Raw genomic sequence first — 16,545 nt, 5'->3', positions numbered from 1 at the left:
GCGTGCGTGCGCGCCCTCGGTGCGCCGCGCGAGCACCGGGGCGGGCGCCGACGCGGACGGACCGGGAGGGCGAGTGGCGAGGCCACGGCCCTCCGGACCGGAAACCGTCGCCGTGGCGGGCATCGGACGGCCGAAAGTTGTGTGCTTCTTCACCATCGCGCGGGTAGTTTAGGGGTACCCGCTGGACGGGAGGCCGCTAATGCCGCTATGGGTCCTCTGGCTGATCGCCGCCGTCGCGCTCGGAATCGCCGAGGCCTTCACCCTGACCCTGTCCCTCGGCCTGCTGGCGGTCGCGGCGCTGGTCGCCGGCGTCGTCGGCGCCGTGGGCATGGGCGTGGTGCCCCAGGTGCTGGCCTTCATCATCACCTCGGCCGCCGGGATCCTGGTGATCCGCCCCATCGCCCGGCGCCACCTCAAACAGCCGCCGCTGCTGCCCTCGGGGACCGACGCCCTGGTGGGGCGCTCGGCCGTGGTCATCGAACAGGTCACCGGCGACCACGGCCGGATCAAGCTGCAGGGCGAGGAGTGGTCCGCACGCGCCCTCGACGAGGACCACGTCATCCCCGCGGGCGTGCACGTGGACGTGATGGAGATCGACGGGGCCACGGCCGTCGTCTACCCGCGCGAGGCCTTGCCGTGACCGGGGGAGCCCCACGCACCGACCCGCACGATCCGACTCGCAGGGCAGGTACATCATGGGAGCCGACATCCTCTTCATCGTCCTGGCGGCCATCGCCGTGCTGCTGGTGGTCTCCACGGTGCGGATCGTTCCACAGGCCCGCGCCTACAACATCGAGCGCTTCGGCCGCTACCAGCGCACCCTCCAGCCGGGGCTGAACTTCATCATCCCGATCGTGGACCGCGTCAACACCAAGTTCGACCTGCGCGAGCAGGTGTTCTCCTCCCGGCCGCAGCCGGTCATCACCGAGGACAACCTGGTCGTCAACATCGACACGGTGCTCTATTACCAGATCACCGAACCCAAGGCGGCGGCCTACGAGGTCGCCAACTACCTGCAGGCCATCGACCAGCTCACCGTCACCACGCTGCGCAACGTGATCGGCGGGATGGACCTGGAGCGCACGCTGACCTCCCGGGAGGAGATCAACACCCGCCTGCGGGGCGTGCTGGACGAGGCCACCGGCAAGTGGGGCATCCGCGCCAACCGGGTGGAGATCAAGGCGATCGACCCGCCGCCCACCATCAAGGAGGCGATGGAGAAGCAGATGCGGGCCGAGCGCGACAAGCGGGCCGTGGTCCTGCACGCCGAGGGCGAGCGGCAGTCGCGCATCCTCACCGCCGAGGGCGCCCGCCAGCAGGCGATCCTGGAGGCCCAGGGCGACCAGCAGGCGCGCATCCTGCGCGCCGACGGCGAGGCGCAGGCGGTCGAGCGCGTGTTCCAGGCGGTGCACCGCAACAACGCCGACCCCAAGCTGCTGGCCTACAAGTACCTGGAGACGCTGCCTTCGCTGGCCAACGGCGAGGGCAACACCTTCTGGGTGATCCCCGGCGAGCTGACCTCGGCGGTGCAGAACGTGACCCGGGCCTTCTCCGGTGAGGCCGAGTCCACGGCCGACGGCGCCGGAGAGCAGGAGGACCAGGAGCGCACCGGCGAGCTGGAAGAGGGCGGCACCCCCGAGCTCACGTCGGCGGACGACGGGGACCGGGCGTCCCGCGCGGCCGCCGACGACGCGGCGCAGAGCGCGGCGGAGGCGGTGGAGAACGCCCGCCGTGCGGCCGAGGCCGCGGCGGCCGGGGGCTCGGTGAGCGACGGGGCGGGCGTCCCGAACGCGGGCGTCCCGGAGCAGGGGTCGAGGGACCGGTGACGGCCGGGGTGTGACGTCCCGGGCGCCGGTGGCCGCCGGCGCGCCCTGGCGAGGCAGCGGATGAGGACAGGGCCTTCTGGTTCCGGTGGGGCGGCGAGACCGCCACCGGAACCCCAGGAGGCCCCCGTGCCCCGCCGTCGCGCCCCGCGGACCCCGACAGGGCGCCCGTGACGTGCCCGCCGCGTGGTCCCGGGCGGACGGAGGCACCGGCGTAGGGGCGCCCCCAGCGCCGTGTCGACCGCGCTGACCTGGCCGGATGGCAACCACCCCACTCCCGGGGACGCGACCGGCGCCCTGCCGGCGGCCGACCGGCCGCGAACGGCGAACGAACGGGCCCGCCGGAGCCGGGTCAGCTCTCGTCGGAGCCGCCGTCGCCGCTGTCCGGGTCCTCGGCGTCGGTCGCGTCGGCCGTCTTCAGCAGCTCATAATCGTCGAACCGGGCGACCGCGTCTCCGCCGCTGCCCCCGGGACGGGAGAGCAGCAGGCCGGTGCCCCGCCCCGGAATCGGGTCCTCGTCGGTGGCCTCGACCGCGAACTCCCCGTTGACCCAGGCGCGGACCGTCACGGTGCCGTTCTCGACGTCCTGGCCTTCCTCGACGGTGCGGTCGCAGGTGATCTGCAACGTGTTGGCCGCGCCTTCGGAAGCGTCGTACCCGGGGACGTCGCCGACGCGCGCCAGGGTGCCCTGGCCCTGTTCGGAGCCGCCGTTGCGCCGGATGAGCAGCTCCTCGCCGTCCTTGCGGAGCCGCACCTCGTACTGGCGGTAGTCCTGGTCGAACCGGTTGTCGTCCGCGTCGTAGCCGAAGCAGTACATGCCCGCCTCGGAGTAGTCGGGCCCCGAGTCCCACACGAGGTCGGCGGAGGCGGCCATGTGCACCGGGTGATACTCGCCGAGCGGGGCCGAGACCCGCACCGTCGGCTCATCGTCGTCCTCGGTCGCGCGCAGGGCGAAGGCCTGGTCGATGTGGCCGAAGGCGGAGTCGTCCTCGAACTCGTAGTCGTACTCGTCGGTCCAGTCGGTCTGGCCGCTGTCGAAGTCCTGCTGGTAGACGCCGTCGGCGTCGGCGGGGAACTGCGGCGGACGGGTGAAGTAGACGGCGGCGCCGCCCGCGGCCAGCAGTACCAGCACCGCGCCCGCGGCGACCAGGCCGAGGACGGCCTTGGAGCGGCGCTTGCGCCCGCCGGGGGAGGCCTGCCCGCCGTGCTGCCCCCCGGGCGGCGTCCCCGGGCCCGCCGGACCGCCGGGGCCGCCCGCGGCGAACGGGGCCGGGCCGCCGTGCGGGGGCGAGGGGACACCGGGGCCGCCCGGACCCATTGGACCCCCCGGGCCGCCGGGGCCGTACCCGTGCGGGGGCGGGCCCGGCGGCTGCTGCGGACCGGAGGGGACGGCCCCCTGCGGGGCGCCGCCCGGCACGGGCGGCTGCGGGCCGGAAGGGTGCTGCGGCGCGTAGGGCATCGTGGGCGGGGCCGCCGCCATGGTGTCCTGCGGCGGTGCGGCCTGCGTCGCCCCGGGCGGGGGCATCGCGGCGGTCGGCCGCTCGCCCGGTTCGGAGGCGGGGGTGTCGCCGTCCGCCGCACCGGCCGCCATGGCCTGTGTGGGGCGGGCGGTCGACGGCGGGGTCCAGGAGCGCACCACCGTGCTGTCGACCACCGCCTCGTCCGGGTCCTCCTGCCCGACCAGGCGGTTGAGGAGCTGCTGGGCGGTGGGGCGCTCGGTCGGCTCCTTGGACAGGGCGGCCGCGACCATGTCGCGCAGCGGCGGCTCCAGGTCGCCCAGCTCCGGCGCCATCGAGGTGATCTGGTTGAGCACCGCCGGGACGCTGGGGGCGTCGAAGGGGGCGCGGCCGGTCCCGGCGAAGGCCACCAGGCAGCCCCAGGAGAAGATGTCCGAGGCGGGGGTGATGTCCCGGCCCGCGATCAGCTCGGGGGCCAGGTAGGCCGGGGTGCCCATGAGCTGGCTGGAGCGGGTGACCGCGCCGTCGTCCTCCATGGCGCGGGCGATGCCGAAGTCGATCACCTTGGGGCCCACCGACGACAGCAGCACGTTGGCCGGCTTGAGGTCGCGGTGGATCACTCCGGCGCCGTGGATGGCGGTGAGCGCGGCCGCCACGCCCATGGCCAGGCCGTCCAGGGTGCCGCCGGCCATGGGGCCCTCGGCGGCGACCGCCTCGGCCAGGTTGGGGCCCGGCACGTACTCGGAGACGATGAACAGCGGCTCACCCTCCAGGCGCGCGTCCAGCACGCCCGCTGTGGAGAACCGGGCGACCCGGCGGGCGGACTCCACCTCGCGGGCGAACCGCCGCCGGAAGTCCTCGTCGTCGGTGAGGTCGGGGTGGATGAGTTTGACCGCGACCCGGCGGCCCTCGGGGGTGCGGGCCAGGTAGACGGTGCCCATGCCGCCGCGGCCCAGCCGGCCCAGGACCGTGTAGTCGCCGAGCTCGCGGGGGTCGCCGGTGCGGAGGGGTTTGGCGCTGTCGTGCCCGTTTGGCGTCACTGTGCTGAAGTTCCTTTGTGGGTCGCGATTCGCCGTCATAGCGTACCGAGACCGTGCCGGGGCGGGTATCCGCGCACTGCGCCCCCGCCGCCCCCTCCGCGCCGCTATGATGGGAACACGTGTTCGACGCCTGTCCTTCCCCGCAGGCTCTCGTCGTGCTGCCGGTGCCGCGGCTCCGGTGCGAGAGGGGAGGAAGGCCGATGAGCCGTGTGTACGGCGCGCCGATCGACGTGGTGGAGAGCGGGGGCCGCCCGGTCCGCTTCACCTGGGGCGGGCGGATCCACACCGTGCGGCGGGTGATCGACCACTGGGTGACGCTGCGCGCCGAGTGGGCGGCCGAGGCCGGGGAGCGCCTGCCGCAGCGGCGGCACTGGCGGGTCGAGGCCGGGTCGGACCGGTCGCTGGGCGTCTACGAACTGCGGCACGACGTGGTGGGCGGCGGCTGGACGCTGGTGCGCGTCCTCGACTGATCAGGAGTGCGCACGGTTCCGGAGGCGTTCGGCCGCGGGCGGGGTGCGCGCCCGGAGCCCCCTCCAGTCCGGGGCTCAGCCCAGCACCATGTCCCGCAGGGCGCGCAGAGTGGGCTCGTCGCGCACCCCGGCGACCAGCAGCGTGGTGACCGGGGAGGCGCGCCAGGCCTCCAGCCGCTCGGCGATCCGGGGCAGGGGGCCCACCAGACACAGGGCGTCGGCCAGCTCGTCGGGGACGGCCGCCACCGCCTCGCCGCGCCGCCCCGCGAGGAACAGCTCCTGCACCTTGCGGGCGGCGTCGCCGAAGCCGAGCCGGACGAAGACGTCGAGGTGGAAGTTGCGGCGGGCCGCGCCCATGCCACCGATGTAGAAGGCGAGCGGGGCCTTGGCCGTGTACAGCGCGGCGGCGGTGTCGGTGCCGGGGACGACGGTGACGGTGCAGGCGGTGTCGAAGCCTTCCGGAGCGGACGCCAGCGCGTCCGCGTACAGGGCGGGGCTGCGCTCGGGGTGGAAGAACATGGGGACCCATCCGTCGGCGGCCCCGGCGGCGAGCGCGACGTTGCGGGGGCCTTCGGCGCCCAGGTAGACGGGGATGCGCGGGCGCAGGGGGCGGGTGATCGGCTTGAGGGGCCTGCCGAGTCCGGCGCCGCCGGGCAGGGGGAGCGGGTAGTGCGGCCCGTCGGAGGTGACGGGGGCCTCGCGGCGCCAGACCTGGCGCATGATGTCGAGGTACTCGCGGGTGCGCTCCAGGGGGCGGGGGAAGGGGGCGCCGTACCAGCCCTCTACGACCTGCGGCCCTGAGACGCCGACGCCCAGGCGCAGCCGCCCGCCGGACAGGTGGTCGAGGGTGAGGGCGTGCATGGCGGTCGCGGTGGGGGAGCGGGCGGAGAGCTGGGCGACGGCGGTGCCCAGGCCGATGCGGCGGGTGCGGGCGCCGTACCAGGTGAGGGGGGTGAAGGCGTCGGAGCCGTAGGCCTCGGCGGTCCAGACCGAGTCGTACCCCAGCTCCTCGGCGGCGAGGACGGTGGCGGTGGCGTCGTCCCCTTCCCGGCCCCAGTAGCCCAGGGCGAGCCCGATCGACATGTCGGTGGCCACGGCGCCTCCCCAGGGGTCGGGTGGACAGCATGGTAGAACGCGTTTCAGTTACCGGGGAAGGGCCGGACCGGCGGCGGTGCGGGGCATCAGAGTCCGCCGCCGTCTCCGCCTCCGCCACTGCCGCCCCCGCCGCCGAAGAACCCTCCGCCGTCGGAACCGCCGTCACCGGAGCCCTTGCCGCCGCTCCACATCCAGTACGCGGTCGCGCCGTCCGACCGGCCCGCTCCCCGGTCGTCCTCGCTCTCCATGGCGCGGTCCCGCGCCGACAGCACCGCGAGCACCCCCGCCAGGCCCAGCACGGCCACGGCCGCCAGAGCCGCCACCACACCGGTCGCCATTGCTCCCCACTCCCTCCGCCGAGTCCTCTCCTCCGAGACCTCCGCCGTCCCCCGTTTCGACCCCGCCGCCCCGGCGCCGGTTCGGTGCCTGGCCGGAAACGGCCCGGAACGCGCCGTATGAGACTCTGGAGGGCGGTGCCGAGGCAGGAACGCCGGTGTGAGGCCGGGGCGGACCCGCCACTGTGACCGGGGAGCGGACCCGCGCGAGATCGCCACCGCCGACGCGTGCGGCGGGAAGGCGGCGGGCGAGCGCCGATCCGGGAGCCAGGACACTGCGCGGCGCCGCGATGAGACCCCTATGGGCGTGGACTCCCGAGGAAGGACTGACCCGCGTGAGCGCTACCGCTCGCTACCCCTTCAGCGCGGTCGTCGGCATGGACGACCTGAAACTTGCCCTGCTCGTCAACGCCGTCTCCCCGGCGGTCGGCGGGGTGCTGGTGCGCGGTGAGAAGGGCACCGCCAAGTCGACCGCCGTGCGCGCCCTGGCCGCGCTCCTGCCCGGCCAGCAGGCGGTGGCCGGGTGCAGGTTCGGGTGCGACCCGGACGCTCCCGACCCGGACTGCCCCGACGGCCCCCACCCCTCCGGCGCCGTGCCCGAGGACCGCCCGGCCCGGCTGGTCGAGCTGCCCGTGGGCGCCAGCGAGGACCGGCTCGTCGGCTCCCTCGACATCGAGCGGGCCCTCACCGAGGGCGTCACCGCCTTCGAGCCCGGCCTGCTCGCCGCCGCGCACCGCGGCGTGCTGTACGTCGACGAGGTGAACCTGCTCCACGACCACCTGGTCGACCTGATGCTGGACGCGGCCGCCATGGGCACCTGCCATGTCGAGCGCGAAGGGGTGTCGGTGCGCCACGCCGCCCGGTTCCTCCTGGTCGGCACCATGAACCCGGAGGAGGGGGAGCTGCGGCCCCAGCTCCTGGACCGGTTCGGCCTGACCGTGGAGGTCGCCGCCACCCGCGACCCGGCCGAGCGCGCCGAGGTGGTGCGCAGGAGGCTGGCCTTCGAGACCGACCCGGACGGCTTCGCCTCCGGGTTCCAGCGCGACGAGGAGGAGCTGGCCGAGCGCATCCGGGCCGCGCGCAAGCGGCTGCCCGGCGTCGTGCTCACCGACGCCGCGCTGCGGCAGGTCACCGCGGTGTGCGCGGCCTTCGAGGTGGACGGGCTGCGCGCGGACATCGTCACCGCGCGCGCCGCCATGGCGCTGGCCGCCTGGCGCGACCGCACCGAGGTCACGGCCGACGATGTGCGCGACGCGGCCCGCCTGTCGCTGCCCCACCGCCGGCGCAGGGACCCCTTCGACGCGCCGGGACTCGACGACGACAAGCTCTCCGAGGCGCTGCAGGAGGCGGGTGACCAGGACCCAAAAGGCCCTGAGGACGACCCGGACGGCCCGGGGAGTCCCGACGGAGACGGCGGCGGCGACGCCGATGGGGGCGGCGCCGATGGGGGCGGCGGCACCGGACAGGGGCCGACGCCCGAGGCCGATGCGGGGGAGCCCTCCCAGGAGGGCGACGGCGGCCGCGACAGTGGACCCGAAGAGCCCGCGCAGGAGGGCGACGCCCCCGCCGAGCCCTCGCCGGGGCGGCCCGACGACCGCTCCTCCGAGGACGGCGAGAGCGAGCGGAAGGGGTCGGGCTCCGGCGGCGAGCAGGCCTCCGAGGCGGGTGAGACCTTCCGGCCGCGCCTGTTCAGCGTGAGGGGGATCGGCGCGGGGGCGCCCGGTCGGCGCTCGCGCGCGGAGACCCCCTTCGGCCGGGCCTCCGGGTCCCGCGCGCCCGGCGAGGGGCGCGGGGGAACGGGGCCGCTGCACCTGACCGCGACCCTGCGCGCGGCCGCCCCGCACCAGCGGGTCCGCGGGCGCACCGGCCCCGGCCTGGTGCTGCACCGCGGCGATCTGCGCGAGGCCGTGCGCGAGGGCCGGGAGGGCAACCTGGTGCTGTTCTGCGTGGACGCCAGCGGGTCGATGGCCGCCCGGCAGCGCATGCGGGCGGTCAAGGGGGCGGTGCTGAGCCTGCTCCTCGACGCCTACCAGCGCCGCGACAAGGTGGGGCTGGTGACCTTCCGCGGCCGCGAGGGGCGGGTGGAGCTGCCGCCCACCTCGTCGGTCGAGGCGGGGGCCCGGCGGCTGCGCGAGCTGCGCACCGGTGGCCGCACCCCGCTGGCCGCGGGGCTGCTGCGGGCCGCCGACGTGCTGCGGGTGGAGCGGCTGCGCGACGCCCGCCGCCGGCCGCTGCTGGTGCTCGTCACCGACGGGCGCGCCACGCACGGGGGCCTCGACCAGGCGTTGCGGGCGGCGGCGTGGATCGGCGCGCAGGACGTGCAGACGGTGGTCGTGGACTGTGAGTCGGGCCCGGTGCGGCTGGGGCTGGCCGAGCGGCTGGCGGCCCAGGCCGGGGGAGAGGCGGTCCGCCTGGAGGAGCTGGGCGCCGAGGCGCTGACCGGACTGGTGCGCGGCGCCCGCGGCAGCGCCGCCTGAGGGACGCCCCGCCGGGGATCGGAACACCGAGCAGAAAGCAGGAAGAACGCATGCCTCAGGGCAAACCCGAGCACGTTCCCGAAGACGGCCTGACCACCCGCCAGCGGCGGCACCGGCCCCTGGTGGCGGTGCACACCGGACCGGGGAAGGGCAAGTCGACGGCGGCCTTCGGGCTGGCGACCCGCGCCTGGGCGCAGGGGTGGGACATCGGCGTGTTCCAGTTCGTGAAGTCGGCCAAGTGGCGCATCGGCGAGGAGAAGGCGCTGCGGGTGCTGGGCGAGTCCGGCGAGGGCGGCTCGGTGACCTGGAACAAGATGGGCGAGGGCTGGTCGTGGATCCAGCGCCCGGGCACCGAGCAGGACCACGCGGCCGACGCCGCCGAGGGGTGGGCGCAGATCAAGCGCGACCTGGCGGCCGAGACGTACCGGCTGTACGTGCTGGACGAGTTCACCTACCCGATGAAGTGGGGGTGGGTGGACGTGGAGGACGTCCTGGAGACCCTGCGCACCCGCCCGGGGACCCAGCACGTGGTGATCACCGGCAGGGACGCCGACCCGCGGCTGCTGGACGAGGCGGACCTGGTCACGGAGATGACCAAGGTGAAGCACCCCATGGACAACGGCCAGAAGGGCCAGCGCGGCATCGAGTGGTGAACGTCGGCCGAAGCCCCGCCTTGGAGACGCCCAGGAGGACACGTCCGAGGCGGGGCGGCGGCCGAGCCGTCGCCCGTTACCGCGACCGTTCGCACGCCCGCCGCTCAACGGTGCTGCTCCGGCGTCCTCCCGCGTCGTTCGTAGGGTCAGGGCGTCAGGTCGGACGGGATCAGGCTGTACATCGCCAAGCCCGTTCGGCCCTCGTGCAAGGGCATGGCGTTGCGCTCGACGCCCTCGAACTCGAAGCCCGCCTTCTCCGCCACCCGCCTCGACGCCAGGTTGCCCGTGGCCGCCTTCAGCTCCACGCGCTCGAACCCCTGGTCGACGATGGCCCACCTCGTCACCGCGACCACCGCCTCGGTCGCGAGCCCCCGCCCGCGCGCCCAGGGGGCGAACCAGTACCCGACCTCGGTGGTGCCGGCCTTCCAGAGCGTGCGCAGCAGGCCGACCGCGCCCGCGAACCTGCCGGTCGCCGAGTCGCATGCCGCCCACTGCTGCCCGTCGCCCGACGCCCGCAGCCCCGGAGCGGTGACCGTGCACCACCGCTCCGCCTCCTCGCGGGTGTAGGGGCGGCCCGGCTCCGGCATCGGCAGCCACTTCTGCGTGGACGGCGCGGACGCCGCCTCCAGCACCCCGTCCACGTCGGCCTCGGTGAAGGCGCGCAGGACCAGGTGGTCCGTCTCCAGGACCACCATGGGCATCCGCCGGCCCGCGCTGCCGCCGCTCACGGGCGTCCCCTTTCGTCCGCGTCGCCGTGCCTCCCGTACCCGCCGTACGCGCGCACCGCGCCCAGGAAGCGGGCGGCGATCCGCGGTGCACCGGCCCAGTGCAGGTGGAGGTAGGACGCGCACATCATCGCACCGCCGAACCCCTCCGGGCCGTCGGTGCTCCACTGCCAGGCCGGATCCGGCCCGTGGACGGGCTCGATCGCGGTCCGGTGGAACTCGTGCCCGCGCACCCGGGTGCCCGCGGCCGCCAGCACCGAGTCGCCCACGGCCACCGCCTCCCGGTAGCCCAGGGTCAGCCGCCCGGTCATCCGCGCCTTGGCGGGCAGCACCCCGCACATGGGCGCCCCGTCCAGGCTCTCGGCCAGGTACAGCAGCCCCGCGCACTCGGCGGCCAGCGGTCCGCCGTCGGCGGCGAACGCGGCGACCCGCTTGCGCAGCGGCGCGTTGGCCGACAGCCGCTCGGCGTGCATCTCGGGGAAGCCGCCGCCGATGACGAGCCCCTCGGTCCCCTCCGGCAGCGCCTCGTCGTGCAGCGGGTCGACGGTGCGCACCTCGGCGCCCGCGGCCCGCAGCAGCTCGGTGTTCTCGGTGTAGGCGAAGGTGAACGCCTCACCGCCCGCCACCGCCACCACGGGTGCCCGCCCGGTGCCCCCCGCGCTCGCCGCGGAACCGCGGGTCCCGGCCGCGGGCGCCGCGTCCAGCGCCGCCATCTCCTCCTCCGGGCTCCACGCCGGGCCGTCGAGCGGCGCGGCCGTGCGGGCGAGCGCGGCCACGGCCTCCAGGTCGCAGGAGTCGGCCACCAGGCGGCCCAGCGCCCGCACCGCCTCGTGGGCCTCGTCCGCCCGCTCGGCCGCCGGGATCAGCCCCAGGTGCCGCGCGGGCGTCTCCACCGCCTCGTGCCGCCGCAGCGCCCCGAGCACCGGGACCCCGGCGTCCTCCATGGCCTCCCGCAGCAGCTCCTCGTGCCGGTCCGACCCGACCCGGTTGAGGATCACCCCGCCGACCCGCACCCGCGTGTCGTAGGTGCAGAACCCGTGCACCAGCGCCGCCACCGACCTCGACGCCCGCGCGGCGTCCACCACGAGCACCACCGGCGCGCCCAGCAGCGCGGCCACGTGCGCGGTGGAGGCCGCGTCGCCGGGACCGGAGTGGTGCCGGGGCCGCGACGCCCCGTCGAACAGCCCCATCACCCCCTCCACCACGGCGATGTCGGCGCCCCGGGCGCCGTGCAGGAACAGCGGCGCCACCCGCTCCTCCCCGCACAGCACCGGGTCGAGGTTGCGCGGCGGCCGCCCCGTCGCCAGCGCGTGGTACCCGGGGTCGATGTAGTCCGGCCCCACCTTGTGCCCGGAGAGCCGGTCCCCCCTGGCGGCGAACGCCGCCATCAGCCCCGTGGCCACCGTGGTCTTCCCGCTCCCCGACGCGGGGGCCGCGACCACCACACGCGGTACCGCCACCCGGCGCCTCCCTCCTGCTCGCTCCGGCTCCTGGGCGCCGCCCGGCACCCGGCCCGGCGGCGACCGCCAAGCGTACGCGCAGGGCGGCCGACGGTGCGCGGGGGCCGCACCGATACGCTGTCCTGCGGTCCGGCCCGCAGCGGGCGCGGCCGGACGGGCACGAGCGGGCGGCGGCGCACGCCCCCGCGGAACACGCCGGAGAACGCCGGAACACGCGACAAGGCGGTGGAATGGGAGCGAGCAGGACGCTCGTCGGGGTCGGGGTCGGACCCGGCGACCCCGAGCAGGTGACGGTCAAGGCGGTGCGGCGCATGCGCGAGGCCGACGTCGTCCTGGTGCCGGTGATGGCGCCGGACGAGCCCGGACGGGCCGAGGCGACGGTGCGCGCGCACGTGGCCGAGGACCGGATCGAGCGGGTGGTGTTCGCCCTCAACGACCGCGGCGGCCGCAGCGAGCGCCGGGTGCGCGCCTGGGACGAGGCCGCCCGCACCGTGCTCGCGCACTTCGAGCGCGGCGCCGCCACGGTCGCCTTCGCCACCATCGGCGACCCGAACATCTACTCCACCTTCACCTACCTGGCGCAGACGGTGCGCGAGGGCGACCCCCGGGCGCGCATCGAGACGCTGCCGGGCATCACCGCCATGCAGGACCTGGCCGCCCGGTCGGGGCGGGTGCTGGTGGAGGGCACCGAGCCGCTCACCCTGATGCCGGTCGTCGGCGGGGTGGAGCGGCTGCGGGAGGCCCTGGACGGCGAGGCCACGGTGGTGGCCTACAAGTTCGGCCGGTTCGCCGCCGACACCGTCGAGGCGCTGCGCGGTTCGGGCCGCGACGGCGACGCCGTGTACGGTTCCCGGCTGGGACTGCCCGACGAGGAGGTGGCGCCGGTCGGCGACCTCGGGGACGGGGCGCGCGAGCTGCCGTACCTGTCGACCCTGATCGCCCCGGCGCGGCGCAACGGACGCGGAGGCAAGCTGTGATGGAGGACCCGGCGCGCACCGCCGGAACGGGCACGGACACCGGCGCCGCACAGAGCGCCGCGGGCACTGCGGGTACCGCGGGCACTGCGGGCGCGGGGGCGCGGGGCAAGGTCACCTTCGTGGGGGCCGGGCCGGGCGCCGCCGACCTGCTGACGATCCGCGCGGCCCGGGCCATCGCCGAGGCCGACATCGTCATCTGGGCCGCCAGCCTGGTGCACGAGGACGTGCTGGAGCACGCCCGTGAGGACGCGGAGATCGTCGACTCGGCGAAGGTGCCCATGGAGGGCGTCATGCCCTACTACGAGCGGGCGGCGAGCGAGGGGCTGCGGGTCGCCCGCATCCACTCCGGCGACCCGTCGCTGTGGGGCGCGGTCCAGGAGCAGTTCGACCAGTGCGAGCGCATGGGCCTGGACACCGAGATCATCCCGGGCGTGCCCGCGTTCGCGGCCGTCGCCGCCATCGCGGGGCGCGAGCTGACCATCCCCGAGGTCGCCCAGTCCGTGGTCCTCACCCGCCTGGGCGGGGGCAAGACCCCCATGCCCGAGGGGGAGGAGGTGCGCGAGTTCGCCCGGCACGGCACCACCATGGCGCTGTTCCTGTCGGCGGCGCGCTCCGGGCAGCTCCAGGCCGAACTGCTGGAGGGCGGCTACCCGGAGGACACCCCGTGCGTGGTGGCCTACCAGGCGACCTGGCCGGACGAGCTGGTCGTGCGCTGCACGCTGGCCGAGCTGGAGGCCACGGTCAAGGAGCACCGGCTGTGGAAGCACACGCTGGTGCTGGTCGGCCCGGCGCTGACCGCGGGCGGCACCCGCTCGCACCTGTACCACCCGGGCCACTTCCACGGGTACCGCCGCGCCGACCGCGAGGCCCGCCGCGCGCTGCGCGCGTCGCGGGCCGGGGCGTGACCGGCGGGGTGGTCCGCGAGATGGGCGACAGCGCGCAGGGGCGGCCGCACGCCGGCCGCCCCGTGGCGGAGCCCGGAGGGGGGCGCCCATGAGCGGCGGCCGAGCGGAGGAGCCGCGCGGCGACGGCGGCGGCGCACCGGCCCCCGGAGCTCCGGGGGCCGGTGCCTCGGGGACCGGCGTCCCGGAGTCCGGTGCCTCGGGGCCGCCCTCCGCGCCCGACACCTCCACCCCCGAACTGCGCGAGCCCGACCTGCCGCGGACCGCGAAGGTCCGCCAGAAGGCGCTGCGCACCGGGTGGACCACCGGGGCGTGCGCCTCCGCCGCGGCGAAGGCCGCCGCGCAGGCGCTCGCCACCGGGCGGCCCATCGAGGTCGTGGAGATCGGGCTGCCGTCGGGCCGCCGGGTCACCTTCGCCACCGAGCGCTGCGAGCTGGTGTCGGCCGACCGCGCCGAGGCGGTCGTCGTCAAGGACGCCGGGGACGACCCGGACGTGACGCACGGCGCGCACGTCACCGCGACGGTGACCCGGGCGCCCGGCAGCGGCCTGCACTTGGACGGCGGCGTGGGCGTGGGCGTGGTCACCCGCCCCGGCCTGGGCCTGGACCCCGGCGAGGCCGCGATCAACCCGGTGCCCCGGCAGATGATCGGCGAGGCGGTGCGCGAGGCCGCCGACGCCGACGGCCAGGCCCTGACCGTGGTGATCAGCGTGCCCGAGGGCGAGCGGATGGCGCGCAAGACGACCAACGCCAAGCTGGGCATCATCGGCGGCATCTCGATCCTGGGCACGACGGGCATCGTGCGGCCGTTCTCCACCGCGTCCTGGCGGGCGAGCGTGGAGCAGGCGGTGTCGGTGATGGCGGCGCAGGGCGAGGACACCCTGGTGCTGTGCACCGGCGGGCGCACCGAGAAGGGCGCCATGGCGCTGCTGCCGCACCTGCCCGAGGTGTGCTTCGTGGAGGTCGGCGACTTCACCGGGGCCGCGCTGCGGCGTGCGGTGGAGTACGGCCTGGCGAAGGTGGTGTTCGTGGGCATGGCGGGCAAGCTCACCAAGCTCGCCGCCGGTGTCCTGATGACGCACTACACCCGGTCCAAGGTGTCGACGGAGCTGCTGGGCGACATCACCCGCGAGGTCGGCGGGGGAGAGGAGCTGGCCGCCCGGGTGGACGAGGCCAACACCGGCCGCCACGCCTACGAGCTGTGGGAGGAGGCGGGCCTGCTGCGCACTGCCGGGGACGTGCTGTGCCGCCGTGTGGCCGACGTGCTCGCCCGCTTCACCGAGGGGGCGGTGGAGGCCGAGGTGGCGATGGTGGACTTCACCGGCAAGCGCGTGATGGCCGCCTGGCCGCAGGACCTGGGGGAGCGGTGAGCAGGACGGAGTGCGAGCGGTCCGCCGGCCGTGCCGCGCACCGGGTGAGCGCGCTGACGGGACTCGAAGCGGCCATCGTCCCCCGCCCTGTGGTGCGACCGCCGTTCGGTCACCGGGCCACGGAAGGGCCGTCGCCGCGGGCGGCAGGCCCGGCGTGCGCCCCGGTCGCTGACCGGGACGGGCCCCCGGTGTCTCATGGGCTGGTTCGCAGGGCGTACCGGGGGTGCTCTGGTCTGATCGTGAGCGGCCCGGGTGATGGTGCGCGCGGGGACTTCGGCGGTCGGGTCCGCGGTCAGCGGGCGGTCGGAGGCGGCGCGTTGCCGAGCGGGGTGGGAGCGCCTGACCTGCTTCGGGAATCGGTCCGGGGCGGTCCTGCTGACCTGACGGCCGTGCGGAACCGGATGGCCGGGATCTCCGCTGATGTGACCAGGGCGGGCGCCCCATGACCGGCACCGCCGCCCCTCGGGTCACCGTCGTCGGGATGGACGGGCGCCGCCTGTCCGACGCGGCCCGTCACGCCCTCGGGCGGTGCGGGGTCGTCGCCGGGGCCGCGCGACACCTCGACGCCGTCGCGGACCTCCTCGCCCCCGGCACCGACCTCCTCACCCTCGGCGGGCTCGCCCCCGCGCTCGATCGGATCGCCGCATCCACCTCACCCGCCGCCGTCCTCGCCTCCGGAGACCCCGGCTTCTTCGGGATCGTCCGCGCCCTGCGGGAACGGGGTCTGGCCCCGGACGTCCACCCGGCCGTGTCCTCCGTCGCCGCCGCGTTCGCCCGCGCCGGGCTGCCCTGGGACGACGCCGTCGTGCTCTCCGCCCACGGCCGCGCCGCGTCGGGGCGCTCGGCCCGCCGCGCCCTCGCCGCCGCACTGGCCCACCCCAAGGCCGCCGTGCTCACGGCCCCCGGGACGGCGGGCCCCGAGGCCTTCGTCGGCCCCCTGCTCCGGGCCGGGCGCACCGTCCACGTCGCCCAGCGGCTGGCCACCCCCGACGAGTCCGTCGTCGAGGCGGGTCCGGCCGACGCCGACCGCACCGACTGGGCGCACCCCAACGTGGTGCTGGCCGTCGACCCGGAGCGCGCGGTCGCCCCCGCGATGGCGTGGATGCCCGGTCACCAGGGCGCGCCGGACGGGTGGGCGCTGCCCGGGGACGCCTTCGAGCACCGCGCCTCCATGGTCACCAAACCCGAGGTGCGCGCCTTCGCCCTGGCCCGCATCGCCCCCCGTCCCGGCACCGTGGTGTGGGACGTGGGCGCGTGCAGCGGGTCGGTCGCCGTGGAGTGCGCCCGCTTCGGCGCGCACGCGGTCGCCTTCGAGCGGAATCTTGAGGACTGCGCGCGCATCCGCGCCAACGCCCTGGCCCACGGGGTGCACGTGGACGTGCGCGAAGGGCGCCTTCCCGAGGCGTTCCCGGAGGGCTTCGGCGGCACCGGCGGCCCTGCCGGTACCGATGGTCCGGTCGGCATCGGCTCCGGCGGCGCGCTCGCCCCCGACGCCGTCTTCCTCGGCGGCGGCGACGACCGGGTCGCGGCCGAGGCCGTGCACCGGTTCCGGCCGGAGCGCGTCGTGGCGGCGCTCGCGTCGGTCGACCGGGTCGCCACGGTGCATGCCCTGCTCACCGGGGCCGGATACCGCGTCGAAGGCACCCAGCTCCAGGCCTCGCGCCTGGCGCCGCTGCCGAACGGGTCGCTGCGGCTGGCCGCCGCCAACCCGGTGACGCTGCTGTGCGGCACCGCCGCCCCCGACGAACCCTGACCCCGCCCC

The 16,545-nt window shown here is 76.1% G+C and carries 14 protein-coding genes and 1 riboswitch; of the genes, 9 read left to right on the top strand and 5 right to left on the bottom strand.

Going from position 1 to position 16,545, the window contains the following annotated elements; all coding sequences use genetic code 11:
* Positions 1-199 precede the first annotated feature (199 nt).
* Entirely contained in the window at positions 200-640 is a 441-nt protein-coding gene (locus tag O4U47_RS12805; RefSeq protein WP_270678049.1) for an NfeD family protein, read from the top strand.
* A gap of 55 nt (positions 641-695) precedes the next feature.
* The gene (locus tag O4U47_RS12800; RefSeq protein WP_270678048.1) at positions 696-1,826 is read left to right on the top strand and encodes an SPFH domain-containing protein; all 1,131 of its coding nucleotides are present in this window, start codon (positions 696-698) and stop codon (positions 1,824-1,826) included.
* A 349-nt stretch (positions 1,827-2,175) separates the two neighbouring features.
* On the opposite strand, the gene O4U47_RS12795 is transcribed toward O4U47_RS12800, so the two are convergent.
* Complete coding sequence (locus O4U47_RS12795; RefSeq protein WP_270678047.1) at positions 2,176-4,320, bottom strand: serine/threonine-protein kinase; 2,145 nt, start codon at positions 4,318-4,320, stop codon at positions 2,176-2,178.
* Positions 4,321-4,520: 200 nt separating this feature from the next.
* On the opposite strand from O4U47_RS12795, the gene O4U47_RS12790 reads away from it, so the two are divergent.
* Complete coding sequence (locus tag O4U47_RS12790) at positions 4,521-4,790, top strand: DUF6504 family protein (protein ID WP_270678046.1); 270 nt, start codon at positions 4,521-4,523, stop codon at positions 4,788-4,790.
* A gap of 75 nt (positions 4,791-4,865) precedes the next feature.
* On the opposite strand, the gene O4U47_RS12785 is transcribed toward O4U47_RS12790, so the two are convergent.
* Positions 4,866-5,885 (bottom strand): LLM class F420-dependent oxidoreductase, encoded by a 1,020-nt coding sequence (locus O4U47_RS12785; protein ID WP_270678045.1) that lies wholly within the window; start codon positions 5,883-5,885, stop codon positions 4,866-4,868.
* Positions 5,886-5,971: 86 nt separating this feature from the next.
* Positions 5,972-6,223 (bottom strand): hypothetical protein, encoded by a 252-nt coding sequence (locus O4U47_RS12780; protein ID WP_270678044.1) that lies wholly within the window; start codon positions 6,221-6,223, stop codon positions 5,972-5,974.
* A gap of 144 nt (positions 6,224-6,367) precedes the next feature.
* Positions 6,368-6,498, top strand: a riboswitch (cobalamin riboswitch).
* Between the two features lie 57 nt (positions 6,499-6,555).
* Between O4U47_RS12780 and O4U47_RS12775 the strand changes: the two genes are divergently transcribed.
* Both O4U47_RS12775 and cobO read left to right on the top strand, forming a co-directional pair.
* Positions 6,556-8,697: a putative cobaltochelatase gene (locus O4U47_RS12775; protein ID WP_270678043.1), complete on the top strand. Its 2,142-nt coding sequence runs from the start codon at positions 6,556-6,558 to the stop codon at positions 8,695-8,697.
* 17 nt (positions 8,698-8,714) lie between these two features.
* Entirely contained in the window at positions 8,715-9,350 is a 636-nt protein-coding gene (gene cobO, locus O4U47_RS12770; protein ID WP_270678079.1) for a cob(I)yrinic acid a,c-diamide adenosyltransferase, read from the top strand.
* 146 nt (positions 9,351-9,496) lie between these two features.
* Here cobO and O4U47_RS12765 read toward each other — a convergent pair whose 3' ends face one another.
* Positions 9,497-10,051: a GNAT family N-acetyltransferase gene (locus tag O4U47_RS12765; RefSeq protein ID WP_270678078.1), complete on the bottom strand. Its 555-nt coding sequence runs from the start codon at positions 10,049-10,051 to the stop codon at positions 9,497-9,499.
* Between the two features lie 23 nt (positions 10,052-10,074).
* Positions 10,075-11,520, bottom strand: a complete 1,446-nt coding sequence (locus O4U47_RS12760) for a cobyrinate a,c-diamide synthase (protein ID WP_270678077.1) — start codon at positions 11,518-11,520, stop codon at positions 10,075-10,077.
* Between the two features lie 245 nt (positions 11,521-11,765).
* Between O4U47_RS12760 and cobI the strand changes: the two genes are divergently transcribed.
* The 4 genes from cobI (at position 11,766) to cbiE (ending at position 16,536) form a co-directional block, all read left to right on the top strand.
* A complete protein-coding gene (gene cobI / locus O4U47_RS12755) occupies positions 11,766-12,512 on the top strand; it encodes a precorrin-2 C(20)-methyltransferase (protein WP_270678042.1) in 747 nt (248 codons plus the stop codon).
* Positions 12,512-13,417, top strand: a complete 906-nt coding sequence (gene cobM, locus O4U47_RS12750; protein ID WP_270678041.1) for a precorrin-4 C(11)-methyltransferase — start codon at positions 12,512-12,514, stop codon at positions 13,415-13,417. The genes cobI and cobM overlap by 1 nt, the downstream gene beginning before the upstream one ends.
* 88 nt (positions 13,418-13,505) lie before the next feature.
* Positions 13,506-14,783 (top strand): cobalt-precorrin-5B (C(1))-methyltransferase, encoded by a 1,278-nt coding sequence (locus O4U47_RS12745; RefSeq protein ID WP_270678040.1) that lies wholly within the window; start codon positions 13,506-13,508, stop codon positions 14,781-14,783.
* 442 nt (positions 14,784-15,225) lie between these two features.
* Positions 15,226-16,536, top strand: coding sequence for a precorrin-6y C5,15-methyltransferase (decarboxylating) subunit CbiE (gene cbiE / locus O4U47_RS12740; RefSeq protein ID WP_270678039.1), 1,311 nt, complete (start codon positions 15,226-15,228; stop codon positions 16,534-16,536).
* Positions 16,537-16,545 lie beyond the last annotated feature (9 nt).

The sequence above is a fragment of the Nocardiopsis suaedae genome (genome assembly GCF_027706745.1).
In the GTDB taxonomy this organism is placed as follows: domain Bacteria; phylum Actinomycetota; class Actinomycetes; order Streptosporangiales; family Streptosporangiaceae; genus Nocardiopsis_A; species Nocardiopsis_A suaedae.
This window is presented reverse-complemented; position numbering and strand designations above follow the sequence as displayed.